The organism is Nostoc sp., from assembly GCF_036917935.1.
Classification (GTDB): Bacteria; Cyanobacteriota; Cyanobacteriia; order Cyanobacteriales; family Nostocaceae; genus Nostoc.
Genome location: NZ_JBALEL010000060.1, coordinates 26,230 through 47,533 on the forward strand (window position 1 = coordinate 26,230; position 21,304 = coordinate 47,533).

Below are 21,304 nucleotides of genomic sequence, written 5' to 3' on the forward strand. Positions count from 1 at the left end.
TTTTTTTATGCCGCATTAACAACCTCTAAATTTAGCAAAATTTATTTATTTTTAGCTTGCTTTATTAGTTACTATATGCAATACTGTTTTTAGAGTTAAATAGTATTTAAATCCTATTTTAAATCAAAATTTTTCCAGCAAAAATTATAGTTGCTTCTCAGAATAAAAATAACAGGAGAAGTTGCCAAGTATGCCATTAATCGAAACTAAAGAATCTCAAAATTATCTTGATCTAGCGAAGTCTTTAGCAAAGGAATTTGCCCAGACTGCTGTAGAGCGGGATGTCAAAGGGGGAACACCAAAGCATGAACGCGATCGCTTGCGCCAAAGTAACCTGCTGAAACTGATCGTACCCACAGAGTTCGGTGGTTTAGGGCAAAGTTGGATTACCGTTCTGCAAATTACCCGCGAGTTTGCCAAGGTTGATAGTTCCATTGCTCACGTCTTTTCTTACCACCATCTAGGTGTAATAATTCCGCATATCTTTGGTTCGGTAGAGCAAAAACAGCAATATTATTCAGAAACTATTCGCAACAATTGGTTTTGGTGCAATGCCCTCAACCCTTTAGATAAAAGAACTACTCTGACACCGGAAAATGATTATTTCCGTCTCAACGGGATTAAAAGCTTTTGCTCTGGCTCTCAAGACTCGGATATATTGCCGATTACTGCCATTCATCAAGAAACCGGTGAATTGAATATTTTGGTAATTCCTACCCAACGGCAAGGCGTTACTGTTCATCATGATTGGGATAATATCGGGCAACGTCAAACAGATAGTGGTAGTGTTACTTTTGAAAATGTGTTGGTGTACCCTGACGAAATTCTTGGTAGTAGAGACAAACTCAGTCAACCCTTCAACACTATTCGCGCCTGCTTAACTCAATTGAATCTTGCTAATATCTACTTGGGAATTGCCCAAGGAGCATTTGAAGCTGCTAAAACATATACTGCTACTAATACAAAACCTTGGCTGACATCCGGTGTAGAAAGTGCAGCCCAAGATCCTTACATCCTCCAGCACTATGGCAAAATATGGGTTGAACTCCAAGCAGCTAAGAGCTTGACTGAGCAAGCAGGAGAATTACTACAAGCGGCTTGGGAAGAAGAATGGTCACTCACCGCCAAACAACGTGGGGAATGTGCGCTTTGCGTCGCTACTGCCAAAGTTGCAGCGACTAGAGTCGGTTTAGACATTACCAACCGCATTTTTGAAGTTATGGGCGCACGCGCTACTACGGCAAAGTACGGCTTTGATCGCTATTGGCGTAATCTCCGCACGTTCACTCTCCACGATCCGGTAGATTACAAAATTCAAGAGATCGGAAATTGGGCATTAAATGATCAACTGCCAAAACCTAACTTTTATTCATAGATAATCGGTCTTTCAAGACGCGATAAATCGTGTCTCTACATTAGGGTTTTGGTATCAGCGTTTTCTGGATCTATTTTTAACTTTTACAGCAGAAGTCCCACATCTCACTTTTAGGAGTGTGGGGACACCAGTCGCCTGCGACGGGAAACCCGTCTACAGCGCTGGCTCATGAATGCGTGTGATTTGACGACTGACAAGCCAATCAATGTGTGTAGCACGAGAATCTAGGACGTGGAGGAAACGAGCAATTTCTAAGTTTTTTCTGGTGGTGCAACTTGCGCTTCAATATACTTTCTAAGAGTTGACACTGTAACACCACCACAACTAGCAACAAAATACGAACCACTCCAAAATACATCTTTCCAATAGAAGTTTTCTAGGTGTTCTGCAAATTCTTGGCGTAATTTCCTGGATGATACAGATTTTAGGTTATTTACTAGTTTACTGAGTTCAATCTCTGGATGGTATTGGAAAAGTGCGTGAACATGATCTTCTTCCCCATTGAACTCTATAAGCTTACAGTCCCATTTTTCTAGTAACTCCTCAACTAAGATATTTAGCCTGGACAGCATCTCTGCTGTGAAAGCTTTACGCCGATATTTAGTAACCAACACTAAATGTACTTTCAGGTCACTAACAGACCAACATTAGAAACAAAATCATTTTTCATAATTTTTTGCAACTATATCTAAATCAGTGTATATTCAAAAAATAACACCGATTAGGTCGAAAAGGTGAGAACATCCTATCAATACCGATTAAAGCCAACTAAAAAGCAAGCTGAAATTATTGACAACACATTAGATATGCTACGTTGCCAATACAATTACCAGCTTGCTCAGAGGTTTGATTGGTATGAACAGTATCGCTGTTCGATTGATAGATGTTCACTTTTTGTTTGCCATATCCCAGAACTAAAAGATAAGCCTAATCGCTTTAGTCAACAGGCAACCCTAACCCAGCTTAAAATAGACCGCCCCTGGTACAAAGCTATTCACTCTCAAGTGTTGCAGGAAGTACCTAAAAAAGTTGAGATTGCTTTTGACCGTTGGCTAAAAGGCGATGCCAATGGCAAGCATAGCGGTAAGCCTAGATTCAAGGGTAAAGGTCAATACAAGACTTTTACTTATCCCCAATTCAAGAAGGAGCATTTTCAAAAAGAAAAAATAACACTCTCAAAGATTGGAACAGTCAAAGTAATTGTCCATCGTCAAATACCAGACGGTTTTGACATTAAAACCGTCTCTGTCACAAAAAAATCAGACGGGTATTACATCACATTAAGCCTTGACGATAAAACAGTACCAACAGTTAAACCTGATTTTGACATCAATAATATTGTTGGTATTGACGTAGGACTAATAGATTTTTATGTCGCTTCTGACAATACCCGAATTGCCGCACCCAAATATTTACGCAAAGCTGAACGTAAATTAAAGTCAGCGCAGCGTACAGTTTCTAGAAGAAAGAAAGGCTCTAATCGACGTAAAAAAGCTATTAAAAAGTTAGGCATCCAGCACAAAAAAGTAGCCGATACTAGAAAAGACTTTCATTTCAAAACTGCTAACACCCTACTCAAAAAGTATGATGTTGTTGCTGTCGAAAAACTAAATATTAAAGGACTAGCTAAAACATGGTTGGCTAAAAGTGTCAATGATGCGGCGTGGGGACAATTTATTTCAATACTCAATGTCAAAGCCGAAAACGCTGGGCTGAAAGTAATTGCTATAAACCCAAATGGTACAAGTCAAGAATGTTCTGGTTGCGGCATTAAGGTAATAAAATCACTATCAGAAAGAACGCACAATTGTCCTAATTGTAAAGTCAGTTTGTGCAGGGATCTGAATGCCGCCATAAACATAAAGGCGCGTGGGACGCACGCCCTCAAAGCTCAATCAATGTCCTCATAGAGGAGTCGTTGAGAAGCCTACACTTACCTGTACTCAAGAAGTGTAGGTACGTCACGTTTGTAACCCGTAAAACTTATCATACTGAGTAAATCAGGCAAAAATATGGCTACGAAAATTCCTGTCACAGTGATCACAGGCTTCTTGGGTAGTGGAAAAACCAGCCTAATTCGCCACCTGCTACAAAACAACCAAGGACGGCGTATTGCCGTTTTAGTCAATGAATTTGGCGAACTCGGTATTGATGGCGAATTGTTAAAATCTTGTCAAATTTGCCCCGAAGATGGTGAGGGCGACAGTAATATCTTTGAATTAACTAACGGCTGCTTATGCTGCACCGTGCAGGAAGAGTTTTACCCGATGATGCAAGAGTTAATTAAGCGGCGAGATAGTATCGACTGCATTTTGATTGAAACCTCTGGTTTAGCCTTACCAAAACCGTTGGTGAAGGCTTTTCGCTGGCAAGAAATTCGCAACGCCGCCACTGTGGATGCGGTGATTACCGTGGTAGATTGTGCGGCGGTAGCAGCCGGGACTTTTGCTAGCGATCCAGATGCGATCGCAGCCCAGCGGCAAGCAGATGATAATCTAGAACACGAAACACCCTTGCAAGAACTGTTTGAAGATCAACTGGCTTGTGCAGACTTAGTGGTGTTGAATAAAGTTGACTTGGTAGATGCCGAGACAAAAGCCAGAGTTGAGGAATTGATTAAGCAAGAGTTGCCCAGAGTGGTGAAAATTGTCGAGAGCGACCGTTCTCAACTTGATGCATCTATATTATTAGGATTCCAAGCCGCAGTCGAAGATAACTTAGATTCTCGTCCTAGTCATCATGATACCGAAGAAGACCACAATCACGACGAAGAAATTACCTCAGCTAATTTAATTTTAGATCGTACCTTTGACCCAGAAAAACTACAACAGCAGTTGCAAACATTGGTACAACAACAAGAAATTTACCGGATTAAAGGCTTTGTGGCAGTGCCTAATAAATCCATGCGCTTGGTGATGCAAGGCGTGGGAAGCCGATTTGATAAATTTTACGATCGCCCCTGGAAACCCGAAGAGGCCCGGCAAACGCGCTTAGTTTTCATCGGTCGTGATTTGAATTCTTCAGAAATCGAATCACAACTTGTAGCTTTATAAGTATACCCAGAACCCCGACTTCTTTGAGAAGTCGGGGTTCTATATCTTGAGAGTTACGAGTTATGAATAACTAGCTAATTCCAAACAAAAAACAATAATAACTGAAAATCTTTCACTTGACAAAAATATGACAATTTCTCAACTGTTTAACGTTGCCAATCTTTTCGTCTTGCCATTTTGGGCGTTGATGATTTTATTACCCAACTGGAAAGTCACACGGCAGATAATGTCATCATATCTACCCTTTGTGCTGTTAGCTGGGACATATTTATATTTGTTTATCAACAGCATTACGCCAGAAAATGCCCAAGCTTTATCGAATCCTCAATTAGCTGATATTGCGCGATTTTTTGCAGACGAAACGGCTGCGGCAACAGGTTGGATTCATTTTTTAGTGATGGATTTGTTCGTCGGTCGCTGGATTTATTGGGAAGGGCAGAAAACAGGCGTTTGGACAATTCACTCTCTGGCTTTATCTTTGTTTGCTGGGCCTTTGGGATTACTATCTCACATCTTGACTGACTGGATTACTAAGAGATTTTTCCCGAAGTTTCAGCAGAATGAAACGGCGACATTAGCAGAACAAGAAGTATCATCAACTGGCACATAATTAAAAGGGCGCTTAGAGGATGTCTGAAAACTTTTTGGTGTTGTATTCGAGACTTGTAGATCCCCCTAAATCCCCCGATAAATTGGGGGACTTTGATTCCGGTTCCCCCCTTTTTAAGGGGGGCTAGGGGGGATCAAGCAAAATATTTAATACTTCTGAGACATCCTCTTAGAAACCGCGTCTACACGAGGCAAAACCTACCTCCGTGGGTTACAAAAAGCTTTATTTTCTCTTAGCCCACGCAGGTGGCTTTGTTTGTGTAGTCGCGAATTCTATGAGACTGTTGGCGAATTCATGTAAACCGCAATTTCTGGGGTGAGACGCTACGACATCTCAAGCTTTTGAGGATAGCGATCGCAATTCGCCAACAGAGTCATTCTATTCGACAGGGTTATTATTAGGTAAATTGATACAACGGTTCTCGCTTGAGTGAGATACAAGAACCCCACCCCCAACCCCCTCCCCGCAAGCGAGGAGGGGACTATGATGTACCTCATGTGATCAGGAAACGCTATAATAGTTTACTTCTATTACCTATTACCTGATTTTAAAATCATTAACCATTGTCGTGTCTATAGTCGGCATCTAACCAACAGCGTGGTAAAACTTCACCTGAAGGAAAAACGAGATTTTCTTTTTTAAAAGTTTCAGGTTGCTGTTCTTCTTGACCTTCTTGGTCTTTTGCATGAACAACATCACTATTAGGGTCAAGTAATTCCTGAATTTCAACAATTTTTACCAATTCGCCACTATCTTTGACTTGTAAAAGCATAGAAATTGCCTCAATGAAGTTTGCCTGAAAGTTGGGAGTCAGTCTCAATATAGACTCACTCACCTCTCAACCGATTTAGAAGGTCGAGATTCCTTAATTGTTAAAGGACATTTTTACCGAAGATGAACACATAAATTACACGAAATTCATCTATGTGTCTCTGTGGTTTTTATCTTTATAAAATTGATATAGCAAATAAATCCTCAATTCAGCACCTCAAATATAATCAGGGAATGCTGACCGAGAAAACTGTCTAATTCAAATAATCTTGGTTGTATAGATTAGATTTCGCGTTGATATTTTTCTAAAATATCTACTAAGGTGACTTGACATTGCAGTGGGAGTAAATCAATTAAAGGAAGTTCACTTCTACCGCCGCCAATTTTTACTGTAATTGATTTCAAGACTTTTAAAACTTGGTCTTCATTTACAGTCTTGGAAGTAATTAAAGGATACAACTGTTCAGCAACAAGGGTGTGCAGTTTGGCATTAGATAAATAAAGATGCCATTTGGAAATGTCTATGTAGACATTTTCGCCAATTTCAGCTGCTAGGGCTTCCAGTAGTTCTGTGGTGTTAGTGTTTGCCATAAAAATAACCCTACATTAAGAAAGAGTGCGAAATCTCAGGCTTTTTTAGATTATCGCTCAATTAACAAGCTGATTCTACTACCACAGGTTACAATCGCCCCAGCATTAGCAGTCCGTCTTCAGGTGGATTTGGGTGGAGTTTCGCTGTAGTTAGCGATCGCACTAATATAAATTAGATGCACTAACACGATTCCTGTCCAACTTGCAGTCAATAACGGCAGCCACTCCCAGGTAGTGCCTTTCAAAATGTGAAAAAACCATAACCCAGAATTAATCGTAGCAGCGATCGCTACATGCACGGCAAAATTCATCCGGTCATCGATCTTGCGGTAATCAGGGTCTTTGCGATCGGGTTGGCGAGGCCAGCGAGGAGGCATAAATATTTGTTACAGATTTAAAATACACCCTATTCATTCTAAGGTTTTTGGGGCATTGGTTGCTATTAGACCCTTATAACCAGTCATAATCGAATTGAAAGTCAAGAGGCTGTGGGTTAAATTCTATGACGATCTTTGAGCAAATAGACCCGGATCTCCTCTATCCAGATAGCGACGGCAAACCAATGGCAGACAACACAGAGCAATATCGTTGGATTGTCCTGATTAAGGAGAATTTAGAGATTCTGTTTGCTAATAATGATCGTGTTTTGATTGCGGGAGATTTGCTCTGGTATCCCGTCCGTTCTCGGCTGATTGCACCGACAGCACCTGATGTGATGGTTGTCTTCGGTAGATCAAAGGGAAAACGTCGTTCCTATCGTCAGTGGCAAGAAGACAATATCCCGCCGCAAGTAGTCTTTGAGATTCTTTCTTATAGTAATGATACCAAGGAGATGGAGCGCAAGCTGGAATTTTACGATACTTATGGTGTTGAAGAATACTATTTATACGACCCTGAAAGTTTTCAACTAGATGGCTGGTTGCGGCAAAACAACCATTTGAATAAGCTATGGCAAATGGATAGTTGGCTCAGTCCCCGTTTGGGAATTAGATTTCAAACGGGGCAAGGGGAGTTAGTAATTTACCGTCCAGATGGACAGAGATTTTTGAATTCTCTGGAACTCAATCAACGGGCTGAACAGGCTGAGTTATTGGTAGAACAAGAACGCCAACGCGCTGAACAAGAACGTCAACGCGCTGAACAAGAACGCCAACGCGCTGAACAGTTAGCAGCATATTTGCGTAATCTCGGCATTGATCCTGACAATCTTCCGTGATTGGGGACTAGGGGACTAGGGGACTAGGGGACTAGGGGACTAGGGGGAATTATTGAACAAGTCTCTTCCTTGTCTACCTTGTCTCTTCTCCATGCTCAATGCCCAATAGCTAGCTTATGACTCCGCCGGTGAATAATCTCCAGATTTCCCGCCACTCTTACTTATTAAACGAATTGATTCAATTTGAATCGACTTTTCTAAAGCTTTTGCCATATCGTATAAAGTCAAAGCAGCGACAGAAACGGCAGTTAAGGCTTCCATCTCTACACCGGTTTCAGCTTTGGTTTTGACTGTGGCTTGAATTTGATAACCAGGTAAGTGCGGATCGGGTATAATCTCGACTGCGATTTTTTGCAAAGGCAACGGATGACACAGCGGAATTAAACTGGCTGTTTGCTTGGCTGCCATAATTCCAGCCAATCTTGCAGTTGCCAACACATCCCCTTTTGGGACATTTCCGGCTTGAATGGCAGCGAAGGTAGCTGGCAGCATTCGCACCTTTGCAGCTGCTACTGCTTGGCGGATGGTGGGTGCTTTCTCAGACACATCTACCATCTGTGCCTGTCCTTGGCGATCTAGATGGGTTAAGTTGGCAAAATTAGCTGGAAAATTATCTTGCGCCATTTGGTTAGAACGTGTTAATATAGATTGTCGGTGAGGGCGTGTAGCTCAGTGGACTAGAGCACGTGGCTACGGACCACGGTGTCGGGGGTTCGAATCCCTCCTCGCCCGTTTTTGTAGGGACGCAAGATTTTGCGTCCCTATAATTTTTTTAAGGCGTAGGCATCTGGAGCTAGACCTAGTGCAAAGCGCAGGGAGTTGGATAGGTCTTTGCTCGACTGGGTGAGGAAGATGACAAGTGCTAGAGAAGTGATCGCAGCACCGTAGCCAAACATCTGACGGTAGCCTACAAGTTCTGCGATGATACCCAAAACAGGAGCAGCGATCGCAATCCCCAAGTCAAGTCCAGCTATACAGATAGCAAAAACTTTCCCCCGTTCTGGCGGGAGGGAGCGGTCTGCCATCATCGTAATCATCATCGAGATCAGTGTACCACTACCAGCACCTTCAGCGATCGCAGCCAGTAAGAAAACGATCGCGCTGTCAGCTTGCCACAGCAGTATTAACGCTAAAACGTAGCAAAAAAGACCAAAGGTAATAAACAAACCCCGACCAACGCGATCGCTTGCCTTACCAGCAAATATCCTGATACTAAAACTAGAAATTGCCGCAGCTGTAAAAAACAGTCCGCCATTGAAGTCCACCTCCGTGGATTTGAGGAACAAGGATACAAAGGTATGTACAGCACCGAGGGACAAACCAACCAGCAACATAACTATAGTTGGAACTCTCACCCGTGGACTGGCCAAAATTTGCCAAAATTTGCGTAGGCGTAGCCCGTCGTAGACATCCTCTCCCTGAGTTTGCTCTGGCGTTTGCACTGGCGGATTCGTAACTTGTAAAATCCCCAAGAGGGCGGCAAAACCCAATTCGGCGGATAACAGAAATAATATCCCGTAACCACTTGTAGCTTCTAAATACCCTCCCAACGCAGGGCCAATTGCTAAACCAATGGGAGTTGTCAGGCTCATGTAACCAATGATTTCACCACGAGTCTCGGCGGGCGCTAAATCTGCGATTAAGGCACTGTAGCCAGTGCTAAAAGCCGCAATACTAATGCCATGAAAAATCCGCACCAGGATTAACAGCCCAAGAGATTGAGTTGCCAAGTAACCAAAGGGTGCGATCGCGGCTACGATCGTACCAATCAACAAGACAATTTTGCGACCACGTTCATCGGCTAACCGTCCCAGCATCTGGCGAGATAGCAGTAACCCAATGGCGAAACTGCCCATGACAATCCCAATTTCTTGCTTACTTGCGCCCACATCATTGATGTAAAGCGGTAGAGTTGGTAAGAGCGAAGACAGGCTCGACCAGAATAATAAACCTGCTGTAAATAAAACAAGCAGGTTGCGCCGCAGTTCGGCGTCAAAAGTATTAAATGCTTTCAAGGTAGATGCAATTTAATTGGTTTTTGTGATTTGTCCTTTGTCTAGAGTCAACCAATATTTACTCTTAATTATTTACTTAGGACTTACGCATTGACAGACATAACCAAATGTGAATTACCTCTCGTTACAAGGCTTTGCCTTGTAATGCTCTTGTGGGAGGCTCTGCCTCCTAGTTTGAATTGAGGCAGAGCCTCCCAGTGATCGCATTCCCAGGCAGAGCCTGGGAACGAGGCAGACGAGGCAGGGCAAGACTTTTATCTTAATAAGCTTGATATGCAGATGATGCTCAATTTTTAAAGTGCGTAAGTCCTATTACTAATGACCAATGACCAATGACTAATAACTATCATTGTGACGTTACTTAATATTTTTTGCTACCACCTCTCGCACGCGATAGATAGGCCGTCCTTGGGATTCATGGTATGTACGCATGAGTAATTCTGCTAAAAGTCCGAAGCAAAACAACTGCACTCCCGTTAGTAGCAGGAGAACTGCTAAAATCAGCAAAGGGCGATTGCCAATCTTCTCACCTAAAGCCAATTTGACGAAAGTCAAGTAAATTCCGATCGCAGTGCCCGAAAACATTGAAATCAAGCCCAACAGCCCAAAAACGTGCATCGGGCGGGTGAGGAATCTTTTCATAAACAGAATGGTTAACAAATCCATCAATACCCGGAATGTCCGCCAAATTCCATATTTACTACGACCAAAGCGGCGGGCGTGATGACGTACAGGTATTTCCGTAATTCTAGCTCCTTCGATGTACGCCAAAGCAGGTAAAAATCGGTGTAATTCTCCGTAGAGATTCATATCTGCTAGCAGTTCTGCACGATAGGCTTTCAGCGAACAGCCATAGTCATGAATATTCACGCTAGTGGTATGGCGAATTAGCCAATTGGCAATTTTGGAAGGAAGTAACCGATTTACGGCACCATCTTGGCGTTTTTGTCGCCAACCACTTACCAAATCGTAACCATCATCCAGCTTTGCTAATAACATAGGGATATCAGCTGGGTCATTTTGGAGATCAGCATCTAAAGTGACGATCGCTTTACCGACTGCATAATAAAATCCAGCAGCCATCGCCGCAGTTTGTCCGTAGTTGCGACGCAAAATCACCGCCTTTAAATCAGAACGGATTTGCGCCTGTTCTTTGAGAAAATCCCCAGAACCATCTGTAGAACCATCATCCACACAAATGATTTCATAATTTATCTGACTAGAGGATAAACTAGAGGCGATCGCTTCTAGTAAAAGCGGCAAACTCTCTACCTCGTCGTGTATTGGTACTACCACCGAAACATCTGGGACAATTGCAGAAATCACCCCATTTTCCTCACTACTCCTTTCGGAAATCAACCCACTCCTCATAAGTCTGTGCGCCCTCAGCGTCTCTGTGGTTCGTAACTCTTCAAAACTCTACCAGCACCTCGCAGCTGCTGATAGTACGACTGACTAACCGCATCTCCCTGTTCCGAGAGAATATCAATTCCAATCCCATCTCGTCCCTGATCTTTCCCAGAACTATGGATATAATAACCATCTACCAAATAAAGTCCGACATGGGTTGCTTTTTGGCTAGTTCCAAAAAATACTAGATCCCCGGCGACTAATTCTGTAATCGTAATTGGTTGAGTGAATCCTTCTTGCTGATAGGCATCTCTAGGTAGCCAAATACCTACCGAAGCAAACGCCGCCTGCATCAACCCAGAACAGTCATAATTTGGCCCAACCGTACCACCCCAAAGGTAATAATTTGATTGTTGCATCGCTTTTTGGGTAAAGGCGATAATCTCTGCTAGGAGTTTTTTAATCTCCGATTCAGAAAATGTTGCAGCCTGATAAGGTACAGTAGCAGATTGTAATGAATCAAAATCTGAAAGAGATACCCATCCCGGATAGTCATCTTCACACAAATACACCTCAACTGCTAAATTTTGATGATTTGATGTTACCCATAAATGTCGCTCAGATGCGGCTTGACTTGCTAAACGCGTACATTCAGGAGAATCATATAAATTCAGGTCAGCTAAACACTGATACTCCCCTGATTTTGGATTTTGGATTTTGGATTTTAGATTAAAGGACATTATTAGAGAATGATTTTTTTTAATAAAGACGAACAACTCGAAAATATTGGTAATGGCATTTTAGATGCAACTTGGGCAGCATATCCAACTTTAGCGCGGAACCAAATTGCCCTAACTTGGGTTGTTTACGATCCACCAGTGCTAGTAAATACTGGTGGGGCGCTGACTCCCAACGCTTTTTGGGATCACCCAGTTCGTGGTTTCACTTATCGCGGTGTTGAGAGGATTTATCCTGCCAGTGTAGTCAAGCTATTTTACCTGGTGGCGGTAAACGAATGGCTACAAAAAGGCATGAGTCAAACCTCCAAGGAGTTGGAGCGAGCTTTGCGCGATATGATTGTAGATTCTAGTAATGATGCTACCAGCTTGGTTGTGGATATTTTGAGTGGCACCACATCCGGGCCAGAATTACCAATCGGGCCCTTTGAAACCTGGAAATATCAGCGTAATATTATTAACCGCTATTACCAATCTTTGGGTTGGGAAGAATTGGAGACGATTAATGTCTGTCAAAAAACTTGGAGTGATGGCCCTTATGGACGGGAACGGGCGTTTGTGGGAGAGTTACTGGAAAATCGTAATATGTTGACAACAAATGCGATCGCTAGGTTACTGCATAGTATTGTAGGTGGAGTGGCGGTTTCAAGTACGCGATCGCAAGCAATGATGGCTTTACTCAAACGGACTCTCAACGATTTGCCCACTGACAGAGAGGAAGATCAGGTAGCAGGTTTTTTAGGCGGTGGACTCCCTGAAAATGCTCAAATTTGGTCAAAGGCAGGTTGGACAAGTAAAGTTCACCATGATGCCGCGTATATTGAGTTACCAGAACAGCGCCCTTACCTCTTAGTGGTATTTACTGAAGGTAAAGCCCAGGCTAAGAGTCGGGCTATTTTGCCCTTTGTTTCTAATTTAGTTGCCGAAGCGATTAGCAGTCTATAATAATCCAAAATTTTTAAACAAACAAACCCTCCTATAGGAGGGTTGTATTTAAATTGTCCTTAGAGGATGTTTGAAAAGTCCTCTTATCGGTATCAAAAGTTTTAGATCCCCCTAAATCCCCCGATAAATTGGGGGACTTTGAGAGAGGTTTCCCCCCTTTTCAAGGGGGGTTAGGGGGGATCAACAAGTGCCTAAAATCACAGCCAAAGACTTTTCAAACAACCTCTTAGTCCGCGGAGGCGGACTTTGTTTGTAGTAGCCGCGAATTCCATTCGCCCCAGCTATTTCAACTATTTCAACTTAAATTCGTCAAACTTCAATACTTCCGAATCAGGCTTGCGAGTATCAAAACGATAACTACTGATCGTACCCGTCCCCGTATCAAAGATACTGAAAACCGTAATATCATTACTCGCAATGTAAGGCATCGGCTGACCATCTTCGCCCAGCAATGGGGAAATTGTTGGCACTATCGGTTCTAACCCATTGGGATCGCCAAGCTTAACATAATCCTCTTGATATCCAATTGGTACTTGTCGCTTTCTGTCACCCCAAGCAGCGCCATAAGTATTACCCACATTAGAAGTTTCTAGAAAGTGCATTCCACTGGAACTAACAAAGCGATTCCACAAATGGGAATGCCCATAAAATACCAATTGCACATTAGCTGCTTCAAGTATTGGGACAACATCGCGGATAATATAATCTGCGTCTTTGGAGTACTCGTAACGCACTGCTTTGATATTATCGCTATCCCGTTCAATTATCTGTACTGGTTCTGTATAAGCAGGAACTATATTATCCCCCAGAGTGTGGGGCGGATGATGAAACATCACAACTTTGTATTTTGATTGTTGAAATTCAAGGCTGTTAAGTTCTGCCTCTAGCCAATTGTACTGCTTGCTGCCTTTAGCAATTGGCTCATAAATCACCTGTCCATAACCCCAATTTTCCGGATTATTTAAATCCTTTTCTGCTTCTAGATATCTACCCTTATACATTCCATTTAAACTGGGAGTCCGCCACATATTTGTAATGTACAGTACTACCAAACGCACATCACCAAAACTAACTGCATAATACCTTTTTCCACCCTCTTTACTTTTTGGTAAAGAGAAAATTTCTTCGTAGGTATTAGTATTAAAAGAATTATCGATTAAAGATTTGTCTTGGGAGATTTTTTCAGCAATCACACGGGGAATCGTATCATCAAATTCACCATCTAAACTTCCCATTCTGGCAAAGCGCCCCATCACCTCATGATTACCAATACAAGTAAACATGGGTGCGTGTTGAATTATTTGTCCACCAGTGTAGGTTGTCTTAACGTCGTTGTGCGTCATTTCATATTTAGCACGACCTTGTAAACCGGGAAACAACGCACCACCACTACGATCATCAAACCATTCTGAGGCGCGATCGCTAACGTTGACCAAATCACCGGCAAACCACACGCCATCAACCCGTCCAACTGTTTCTACCACCTTTTGCAGATTTGCCGCTGTCATCGGCTTTAATTGATGATCTGAGGTAAGTAGAATTTTTAGTGGTGTATCTGATTTGGGAGTAGCTGCAAGGCTAAAAACATCACTGTCAACACTTTCGCCGTCTTCTGGCAGACTTGTGACACGATAGTTTACCCGCACACCAGGAGTTAACCCAGTTACCTCAGCCTCATGTCGCCAAATGTCCCGCTGGACGGGTTTTTGATAAACTTGTCCGTCTTCGGTTTGGTTTGCGACTCTTGACTGTTGGTCTTCACGCGTGCGACTGAGTTTGGTAGTATTTGCCTTAGCAGTTTGTTTGAGATTTTCCCCGTAGGTTACTGTGTGATTAACACCAGCAAATTCAGTAAACCAAACTACTCGTACTGAGGTTTCAGTTGGCAATTGCAAAAATGGGTCGGTGAGCAGTTGGGGTACTGATGTCATAATTATTTGCCCAAATGAACGCACACCTACCAGAGTAAAGCATTAAAGGAAAAGATTGCCGTCACGGATACCCAGTTATCCCAAAAAAAGAGGTAACTGGCGTGTGGGGTGGAATGACTGTAAGAATCATAAACTTACGGTGTTTTTATAGTCCTCTCGGTTGACTTATGGCTCTTGACTCCTGCCCAAACAGTAAGTGGCTGTCCAATTTGCTTGTACAGTAAACTCTCCAGAATTACACCGTTATTATTGGCGGTGAGAGTTTTATTCGGCTGACGCATAGACTCATAAAAGCCGTTGTACCAGCCTTCTTGAGACTTAAGGTTGCCTTGAACGAAATCAAATAACTGGCGAGTATAAGCAGTGTTATAAAGTACATGCCAGCCGATCGCAGCTTTGGCACTGAGAAATCGTAAATTGTTGTGCTGTTCTCTAGTATCTGCGATGGTTGCCCAAGGTTCTCCGTTGACAAATAGGCTGCTGTAAACAAAGTATGGCGGGCGATCTAAGTTGTCTTCGCTGACGGCAGTTAATTGCTTTGTGGCTTCATAACGCGCTGCTTGAGCAGCTAAAATCCGATCGGCATAAGCTTTAGGCAAAGCTTGAAACCCAGTTTCGATGCCATCTAAAATATAGGGTTCGCTAAGAACGTAGTTATTCGCTCCAGAGTTTTTATAGTCGCGGCGATCGTAAGGTACTCCCTGTCCGTAAAGATCAACAAAGGCAGTATGGGACTGATAATCTAAAGCTTGGTTGACATCCAAGCCCCAAAGCTTCAGACCATAAGCAGCATAATTTTCATAGCCCAAGCGACCTTCTTGGTTGTATTGTTCTTTACCTTTGATCACAGCAGTACCATACATTTGGCCATTTGTGGTCAGACGCTTGACTTGCCAATGTTTCCAAACTGCTGCTGTTTGCGATCGCATTTCTGGATACTTTGCCCCGACAATCTTCAACCAGATTGCCATTCTTCCCAAATCAATGGCTGACCAACCAATTTCTTCCCGTTTTTCTAGTTGACCATAATTAACGGGTACGAGTGTTTTAGCATTGTAGACTTTGTTGGGTAGTTCTCCTTTGTATAAAGGCATTGATGCCAGTGTATTCAACATTTTGCTCATTTTGGCTTCAAATTCAGCCACAGGCACGATATTGAGTTCTCTAGCACTGACTAAGGCTGCGATCGCCGCTGTCTGATCCCACATACTTACAGCGGCAAAGCCATCAACGGAATTGATCAAGCCAGTTTCATCGTTCCAGTTGCGCTGGAAGTATGACCAAGCCTGACGCGCCGTTGTCGTTTCCTCTGGGGTCAGTTTTCCAACTCCAGGAGCAACGTAGGGAATTATGGCTACTGTTAGTTGGTTCTTAGGAATGGGTTGACCTGGCAAAACTACAGATTTAGCATCAAGGCTGGCAACTATTTCAGCTTCTTTGGCATCAGAGACAGGGCCTTGGGGTTTCTGTGGTTGGGAAGCTGTTTGCGATGTTGATATTTCAGGTTTTTTTATCGAAGTCTGGGAAAGTTGCTTAGACCAACCATTTAAAATTGCGATCGCGATCGCAGCGGTAAGCACTCCTCCTACAGAAGCTAGTATAGACAAGCTCTTAGGTGGTGGTTGAAAATCAGAACTCATACTGATTAAAGCCTCATGTTGTAAGTTAGTGTTGCTTGCGTGGTTTCACTAAATACATTGTTCCCAACTTTGAAATCGTGCTAACGGGAACTATTAAAATTTACATTCCGCCCACTACAATAAAATAGTCACGCACCCGATCTCTGGAGTTCTAGCAGTGGGCTTATTTGATGATTTGAGTCGGTTTCTAGAAAACCGTTTAGAAGAATTCTTGCGTAACAATCCACATTTGGAGTTAGAGGCGCTGCTAGAACAGCTGCGTGAGCAAGAAGAAGACACATTAAAGCTAATCGCAGATTTAAAATTACAAGAAAAGCGATCGCAAGAAGAAATTCTGTCCACCGCTCAAGAAATTCAGCGTTGGCATATCCGTATTCAAAAAGCCAAAAATGCTGGTAGAGAGGATTTGGCAGCTGCGGCAGGTGAGCGAGAAGCAGCCTTGTTGCGCGAAGGAAATCAGCGTTGGGGACACATGCAAGGGCTGAAAGAACGCATTAACCAATCTCAGGAACTACTGCAAAAAATTCAGCTACGGCGACAGGAGGTACAAGCGAAAGCCGCCGAAGCACAGACAGCCCGCGCTCAAGCGCAAACCCAGCAGCGTTCGGAAAGCATTGGCTGGTCGAATCAGACTAGCAATTATTCTGGTGGGTTGGATGACTTAGAAGAGAAGTTCCGCAGCTGGGAAACTCAGGATGAATTAGAACAAATGAAGCGGAATATGCAGAAGTAGCGCCTATTGGCTAAAATACGCCGAAATAACAAATGCGATCGCCGAAGTAACAAATGAGTTCGCAAAAGTAACAAATGCGTTCGTCGAAGTAACAAATGAGTTCGCCGAAGCAACAAATGCGATCGCAAAAGTAACAAATGCGTTCGCAAAAGTAACAAATGCGTTCGTCAAAGCAACAAATGCGATCGCCGAAGTAACAAATGCGTAGGCGTAGCCAGCCGTAGGCATCGCCGAAGCAACAAATGCGTAGGCGTAGCCAGCCGTAGGCATCGCCGAAGTAACAAACGCGTAGGCGTAGCCAGCCGTAGGCATCGCCGAAGTAACAAACGCGTAGGCGTAGCCAGCCGTAGGCATCGCCGAAGCAACAAATGCGTAGGCGTAGCCAGCCGTAGGCATCGCCAAAGCAACAAATGCGTAGGCGTAGCCAGCCGTAGGCATCGCCAAAATAACAAATGCGTAGGCGTAGCCAGCCGTAGGCATCGCCGAACTAACAAATGCGTAGGTGTAGCCAGCCGTAGGCATCGCCAGAAATAGCTTACTCACTTGGTTTTTCGCGTCAGTTTTACCCCACCCTAACCCTCCCCTTGGAAAGGCTACGGTGTACACACAAGTCTTATAGAGTTGCCCCAGAGCCTTTTGATCCCCCCAACCCCCCTTAAAAAGGGGGGCAAAAGTCTCTTAAAGTCCCCCTTTTTAAGGGGGATTTAGGGGGATCTCCAACGATTTTGGGTCTGTGAATCGGTTCTAAAATTTGCACAGCGACTGACAAAGCTAATAAGCGTGTAGTATGTATATAAACTATATATACCAAGCAATATGAGTGCAGAGTTATTAACTATTGCTGGCTCAGTAGGAAAAGCAGTATTTCCAGAAATTGTTAAGAAAATCAATAGTGCATTAAATCCTACAGACTTAGAAAGAGCTTTGAAAGCAGGTGTACAATCTGCTGAAAAGTGGGATGCTAATCAAGATTCTGATAAGCATTTATTTTTTCGTTGTACGCCAAAAGATGCGAGAGAACTTGTAGAGAGCTTTTTCAAAGATACAGGAGTTCAAGAAGAATTACAGAAGCCTTTTACAGAGAAAACAACCCCAAATCTACAAGTTTTAATTCAAATATTCCACAAAATTAAATCAGAAAAGCCAAACTTAAGGTTTTGCAATGAGAGTATTGAACATTGGCTGAAAAACTTTGTAGATGCTTATTTTGAACATACCAATACATATTTAAAGTTTCAAATCGCCAAAACAGATTATCTCAAACAACTTTCAGGTTATTTTGATGGTGTTGAATTAGGCGGCATAAAGGTAAAAACAAAAGAAGAAAAAAAGTTTGCTAAACTACCGCAAATTTTTGTGATGCCTAATGTAGTTGAGCAGATGGAAGTTAGAGAAAGCATAGGTTTAAAATTAAATCTAGATTTGGCTTTGGAAGAGACAGCCAACCAGCAACGCCAGCAAAATTTACTTTGGGCACAACAAAGTAGTGCCAAGAAATTCTCAGCCCAAGAACTGCTGAAAGAAAATACACGCAATAAATTTGTTGTGTTGGGAGAACCAGGAGTTGGTAAAACAACTTTGATGAGTTACTTTGCTTTGGTGCTGGCTGAACAGCAGACTGAAAAACTCGGTTTATCAGCAGACTTAGAGTTACTGCCAATTTTGATTAGAATTAGAGACTTAGGCAAAGCTTCAACGAAGAATCTTTTAGAATATGTACGCAATTTTGCCAATAGTATTCATGTTAAAGAATTGCCCAAAGGTTTCTTTGAACATTGGTTAGAAGATGGGAGAGCGTTAATTTTACTTGATGGCTTAGATGAAATCGCTAAAGCAAGCGATCGCCATGAATTTGTCAAGATAATTCACAGCTTTCTCGGACAATATTCTCAAAATCGGGCAATTATAACTTCGCGTCCAGCAGGTTATAGTCGGGAGTTTTTTGGTACAGATGAATTCCCTCATTATCAGCTAGAAAAATTTGATGATAGTCAAATTGATCTATTTATTCAGCAATGGTATAACAGCAGACTGCCAAACAACCCAGAAAAAGCACAAGAGCGTCAAGAAAGCTTAAAAAAAGCATTAGCAACACAAGAACGCATCAAATTATTAGCACGCAATCCTTTATTACTGACAATTATTGTTTTGATTCATCGCTATGACGCACATTTGCCTAAACAGCGACATAAACTCTATGAACAGGCAGTTGATACGCTATTGATTAACTGGGATGAAGACAAGGGCATTGAGTCTCTGAAGCTGCATTATATTCAATTGGACGATATCAAAATATTGATGCAACGCCTAGCTTACTGGATTCATTCTCAAGGGGAAAGTGGCGATAAAGAAGGCGGTACGCTGATTGATAGAGATGAGTTAATTACGCAATTAAGCCAATATATTTGTGATTCATATTATCCAGTTAAGAGTCATCAAGCTAAAGCCGAAGCAGAACGCTTAGTTGACCATATTACAGAACGCTGTGGTTTATTAAACGAACAAGGTCAAGATAGATATGCCTTTGTGCATAAGACATTTCAGGAATATTTGGCAGGTGAAGAAATAGGCTGTCGCCAATTAGAAGACTTTAACGAAGTACTAAATCACATTCGAGATTATCTACACAATTCCCACTGGCGAGAGGTGTTGTTGCTGTTAATAGCTCAACAAAATAAAAATACCTCGAAAAGAATTATTGAAGCAATTCTGCAACAAGAGACTCCTTATGAAGAATGGCTGCACCGCAATCTTTTATTTGCAGGTACTTGTTTAGCTGAAGATTTAAAATTATCTGATGGCAATTTGATTACAAATATTTTGCAGAGATTAATTGAGCTTGAAGTTAGCAATTCTCAGCAAGTAGGTGAGAAAGTTAAATCACAGGTTTTTCAAATTCTTTGCAATTTAAATGAAACCCGGTTTCAAGCTCAAGCACTAGAACAGTTGAAAGCATCAGCAGATTTGGATAAAGAGCGACTGCGAGAATATCGGGTAGCTTTAGGTGAACAACAGGAAGTATTGGCAGAACTGCTGGGTTTACTCAAAGATGAGAGTGAGAGTGTGCGTGACTCTGCTGCTGATGCATTGGGCAAGTTGGGCAACGCCTCGCCACAGGTAGTTGAAGCACTGCTGGGTTTACTCAAAGATGAGAGTGAGAGTGTGCGTGACTCTGCTGCTGATGCATTGGGCAAGTTGGGCAACGCCTCGCCACAGGTAGTTGAAGCACTGCTGGGTTTACTCAAAGATGAGAGTGAGAGAGTGCGTTACTCTGCTGCTTCTGCATTGGGCAAGTTGGGCAACGCCTCGCCACAGGTAGTTGAAGCACTGCTGGGTTTACTCAAAGATGAGAGTGAGAGGGTGCGTTACTCTGCTGCTTCTGCATTGGGCAAGTTGGGCAACGCCTCGCCACAGGTAGTTGAAGCACTGCTGGGTTTACTCAAAGATGAGAGTGAGAATGTGCGTTACTATGCTGCTGAAGTATTGGGCAAGTTGGGCAACGCCTCGCCACAGGTAGTTGAAGCACTGCTGGGTTTTCTCAAAGATGAGAGTGAGATTGTGCGTTACTATGCTGCTCAAGTATTGGGCAACTTGGGCAACGCCTCGCCACAGGTAGTTGAAGCACTGCTGGGTTTTCTCAAAGATGAGAGTGAGATTGTGCGTTACTATGCTGCTCAAGTATTGGGCAACTTGGGCAACGCCTCGCCACTGGTAGTTGAAGCACTGCTGGGTTTACTCAAAGATGAGAGTCAGATTGTGCGTTACTCTGCTGCTCAAGTATTGGGCAACTTGGGCAACGCCTCGCCACAGGTAGTTGAAGCACTGCTGGGTTTACTCAAAGATGAGAGTGAGAGTGTGCGTTACTATGCTGCTCAAGCATTGGGCAACTTGGGCAACGCCTCGCCACTGGTAGTTGAAGCACTGCTGGGTTTACTCAAAGATGAGAGTCAGTATGTGCGTTACTCTGCTGCTTCTGCATTGGGCAAGTTGGGCAACGCCTCGCCACAGGTAGTTGAAGCACTGCTGGGTTTACTCAAAGATGAGAGTGAGATTGTGCGTTACTCTGCTGCTGAAGCATTGGGCAAGTTGGGCAAGAACTCCAGCAATGTTACTGTTACTGTCGCCGAATGGATTTCACAACACCAGGATTCAAAATATATAGGAAATGGGATTGATGCGCTGTGGAATTTGGTAGTAACAGAAGAATAATTTGTAATTTTTAATCTAAGAGGTTGTTTGAAAAGTGGTCGGCTGTGATATTGGGCACTTATCGATCCCCCCTAGCCCCCCTTAAAAAGGGGGGAAACGGAATCAAAGTCCCTCTTAAAAAGGGGGGG

The 21,304-nt window shown here is 42.9% G+C and carries 18 protein-coding genes, 1 tRNA gene and 1 pseudogene; 9 read left to right on the forward strand and 11 right to left on the reverse strand.

The window, feature by feature from the left end:
- Positions 1-190: 190 nt before the first annotated feature.
- Positions 191-1,375 carry an acyl-CoA dehydrogenase family protein gene (locus V7K62_RS25275; RefSeq protein WP_334868928.1) on the forward strand — a complete coding sequence of 395 codons (1,185 nt, stop codon included), beginning with the start codon at positions 191-193 and terminating at the stop codon, positions 1,373-1,375.
- Between the two features lie 251 nt (positions 1,376-1,626).
- On the opposite strand, the pseudogene tnpA reads toward V7K62_RS25275, so the two are convergent.
- Positions 1,627-2,045: pseudogene (gene tnpA / locus V7K62_RS25280) on the reverse strand (IS200/IS605 family transposase).
- Positions 2,046-2,109: 64 nt separating this feature from the next.
- Here tnpA and V7K62_RS25285 point away from each other — a divergent pair.
- The 3 genes from V7K62_RS25285 to V7K62_RS25295 all read left to right on the forward strand — a co-directional run bounded on the left by V7K62_RS25285 (position 2,110) and on the right by V7K62_RS25295 (position 5,038).
- Positions 2,110-3,285 (forward strand): RNA-guided endonuclease InsQ/TnpB family protein, encoded by a 1,176-nt coding sequence (locus V7K62_RS25285; protein WP_334868930.1) that lies wholly within the window; start codon positions 2,110-2,112, stop codon positions 3,283-3,285.
- 102 nt (positions 3,286-3,387) lie between these two features.
- The gene (cobW, locus tag V7K62_RS25290; RefSeq protein ID WP_334868932.1) at positions 3,388-4,428 is read left to right on the forward strand and encodes a cobalamin biosynthesis protein CobW; all 1,041 of its coding nucleotides are present in this window, start codon (positions 3,388-3,390) and stop codon (positions 4,426-4,428) included.
- Between the two features lie 127 nt (positions 4,429-4,555).
- Positions 4,556-5,038, forward strand: a complete 483-nt coding sequence (locus V7K62_RS25295; protein WP_334868934.1) for an ABA4-like family protein — start codon at positions 4,556-4,558, stop codon at positions 5,036-5,038.
- A gap of 556 nt (positions 5,039-5,594) precedes the next feature.
- Here the strand turns inward: V7K62_RS25295 and V7K62_RS25300 are convergent.
- The 3 genes from V7K62_RS25300 to V7K62_RS25310 form a co-directional block, all read right to left on the reverse strand.
- On the reverse strand, positions 5,595-5,810 hold the full coding sequence (locus V7K62_RS25300; RefSeq protein ID WP_334868936.1) for an acetyltransferase: 216 nt from the start codon (positions 5,808-5,810) through the stop codon (positions 5,595-5,597).
- Positions 5,811-6,091: 281 nt separating this feature from the next.
- Entirely contained in the window at positions 6,092-6,400 is a 309-nt protein-coding gene (locus tag V7K62_RS25305) for a DUF3181 family protein (protein ID WP_334868938.1), read from the reverse strand.
- A 119-nt stretch (positions 6,401-6,519) separates the two neighbouring features.
- Positions 6,520-6,777 carry a hypothetical protein gene (locus tag V7K62_RS25310; protein WP_334868940.1) on the reverse strand — a complete coding sequence of 86 codons (258 nt, stop codon included), beginning with the start codon at positions 6,775-6,777 and terminating at the stop codon, positions 6,520-6,522.
- 125 nt (positions 6,778-6,902) lie between these two features.
- Between V7K62_RS25310 and V7K62_RS25315 the strand changes: the two genes are divergently transcribed.
- The gene (locus tag V7K62_RS25315) at positions 6,903-7,616 is read left to right on the forward strand and encodes a Uma2 family endonuclease (RefSeq protein ID WP_334868942.1); all 714 of its coding nucleotides are present in this window, start codon (positions 6,903-6,905) and stop codon (positions 7,614-7,616) included.
- 114 nt (positions 7,617-7,730) lie between these two features.
- On the opposite strand, the gene moaC is transcribed toward V7K62_RS25315, so the two are convergent.
- On the reverse strand, positions 7,731-8,240 hold the full coding sequence (moaC, locus tag V7K62_RS25320) for a cyclic pyranopterin monophosphate synthase MoaC (RefSeq protein ID WP_334868944.1): 510 nt from the start codon (positions 8,238-8,240) through the stop codon (positions 7,731-7,733).
- Between the two features lie 34 nt (positions 8,241-8,274).
- On the opposite strand from moaC, the gene V7K62_RS25325 reads away from it, so the two are divergent.
- Positions 8,275-8,348, forward strand: a tRNA-Arg gene (locus V7K62_RS25325).
- 29 nt (positions 8,349-8,377) lie between these two features.
- Here V7K62_RS25325 and V7K62_RS25330 read toward each other — a convergent pair.
- The 3 genes from V7K62_RS25330 to V7K62_RS25340 form a co-directional block, all read right to left on the reverse strand.
- Complete coding sequence (locus tag V7K62_RS25330; RefSeq protein WP_334868946.1) at positions 8,378-9,631, reverse strand: MFS transporter; 1,254 nt, start codon at positions 9,629-9,631, stop codon at positions 8,378-8,380.
- 357 nt (positions 9,632-9,988) lie between these two features.
- Positions 9,989-11,002, reverse strand: a complete 1,014-nt coding sequence (locus V7K62_RS25335) for a glycosyltransferase family 2 protein (RefSeq protein ID WP_334868948.1) — start codon at positions 11,000-11,002, stop codon at positions 9,989-9,991.
- A 14-nt stretch (positions 11,003-11,016) separates the two neighbouring features.
- Complete coding sequence (locus V7K62_RS25340) at positions 11,017-11,721, reverse strand: C40 family peptidase (RefSeq protein ID WP_334868950.1); 705 nt, start codon at positions 11,719-11,721, stop codon at positions 11,017-11,019.
- Positions 11,722-11,730: 9 nt separating this feature from the next.
- Here V7K62_RS25340 and V7K62_RS25345 point away from each other — a divergent pair, with 9 nt between their 5' ends.
- Complete coding sequence (locus V7K62_RS25345) at positions 11,731-12,663, forward strand: serine hydrolase (RefSeq protein WP_334868952.1); 933 nt, start codon at positions 11,731-11,733, stop codon at positions 12,661-12,663.
- 290 nt (positions 12,664-12,953) lie between these two features.
- Here the strand turns inward: V7K62_RS25345 and V7K62_RS25350 are convergent, their stop codons facing one another.
- Together V7K62_RS25350 and V7K62_RS25355 are read right to left on the reverse strand one after the other, a co-directional pair.
- Positions 12,954-14,594: a metallophosphoesterase family protein gene (locus V7K62_RS25350; RefSeq protein ID WP_334868954.1), complete on the reverse strand. Its 1,641-nt coding sequence runs from the start codon at positions 14,592-14,594 to the stop codon at positions 12,954-12,956.
- Between the two features lie 134 nt (positions 14,595-14,728).
- Positions 14,729-16,234 (reverse strand): DUF3131 domain-containing protein, encoded by a 1,506-nt coding sequence (locus V7K62_RS25355; RefSeq protein WP_334868956.1) that lies wholly within the window; start codon positions 16,232-16,234, stop codon positions 14,729-14,731.
- A gap of 157 nt (positions 16,235-16,391) precedes the next feature.
- On the opposite strand from V7K62_RS25355, the gene V7K62_RS25360 reads away from it, so the two are divergent.
- The gene (locus V7K62_RS25360) at positions 16,392-16,967 is read left to right on the forward strand and encodes a TIGR04376 family protein (protein ID WP_334868958.1); all 576 of its coding nucleotides are present in this window, start codon (positions 16,392-16,394) and stop codon (positions 16,965-16,967) included.
- A gap of 3 nt (positions 16,968-16,970) precedes the next feature.
- On the opposite strand, the gene V7K62_RS25365 is transcribed toward V7K62_RS25360, so the two are convergent.
- Positions 16,971-17,510 (reverse strand): hypothetical protein, encoded by a 540-nt coding sequence (locus tag V7K62_RS25365; protein WP_334868960.1) that lies wholly within the window; start codon positions 17,508-17,510, stop codon positions 16,971-16,973.
- Positions 17,511-17,783: 273 nt separating this feature from the next.
- On the opposite strand from V7K62_RS25365, the gene V7K62_RS25370 reads away from it, so the two are divergent.
- Complete coding sequence (locus V7K62_RS25370; protein WP_334868962.1) at positions 17,784-21,176, forward strand: HEAT repeat domain-containing protein; 3,393 nt, start codon at positions 17,784-17,786, stop codon at positions 21,174-21,176.
- The last annotated feature ends 128 nt before the right edge of the window (positions 21,177-21,304 follow it).

Coding starts and splice junctions, on each gene's coding strand:
- V7K62_RS25370 (WP_334868962.1), top strand. CDS start 17,784: ATGAGTGCAGAGTTATTAACTATTGCTGGCTCAGTAGGAAAAGCAGTA.
- V7K62_RS25305 (WP_334868938.1), bottom strand. CDS start 6,400: ATGGCAAACACTAACACCACAGAACTACTGGAAGCCCTAGCAGCTGAA.
- V7K62_RS25275 (WP_334868928.1), top strand. CDS start 191: ATGCCATTAATCGAAACTAAAGAATCTCAAAATTATCTTGATCTAGCG.
- V7K62_RS25310 (WP_334868940.1), bottom strand. CDS start 6,777: ATGCCTCCTCGCTGGCCTCGCCAACCCGATCGCAAAGACCCTGATTAC.
- V7K62_RS25295 (WP_334868934.1), top strand. CDS start 4,556: ATGACAATTTCTCAACTGTTTAACGTTGCCAATCTTTTCGTCTTGCCA.
- V7K62_RS25335 (WP_334868948.1), bottom strand. CDS start 11,002: ATGAGGAGTGGGTTGATTTCCGAAAGGAGTAGTGAGGAAAATGGGGTG.
- V7K62_RS25355 (WP_334868956.1), bottom strand. CDS start 16,234: ATGAGTTCTGATTTTCAACCACCACCTAAGAGCTTGTCTATACTAGCT.
- V7K62_RS25350 (WP_334868954.1), bottom strand. CDS start 14,594: ATGACATCAGTACCCCAACTGCTCACCGACCCATTTTTGCAATTGCCA.
- V7K62_RS25345 (WP_334868952.1), top strand. CDS start 11,731: ATGATTTTTTTTAATAAAGACGAACAACTCGAAAATATTGGTAATGGC.
- V7K62_RS25340 (WP_334868950.1), bottom strand. CDS start 11,721: ATGTCCTTTAATCTAAAATCCAAAATCCAAAATCCAAAATCAGGGGAG.
- cobW (WP_334868932.1), top strand. CDS start 3,388: ATGGCTACGAAAATTCCTGTCACAGTGATCACAGGCTTCTTGGGTAGT.
- V7K62_RS25300 (WP_334868936.1), bottom strand. CDS start 5,810: ATGCTTTTACAAGTCAAAGATAGTGGCGAATTGGTAAAAATTGTTGAA.
- moaC (WP_334868944.1), bottom strand. CDS start 8,240: ATGGCGCAAGATAATTTTCCAGCTAATTTTGCCAACTTAACCCATCTA.
- V7K62_RS25315 (WP_334868942.1), top strand. CDS start 6,903: ATGACGATCTTTGAGCAAATAGACCCGGATCTCCTCTATCCAGATAGC.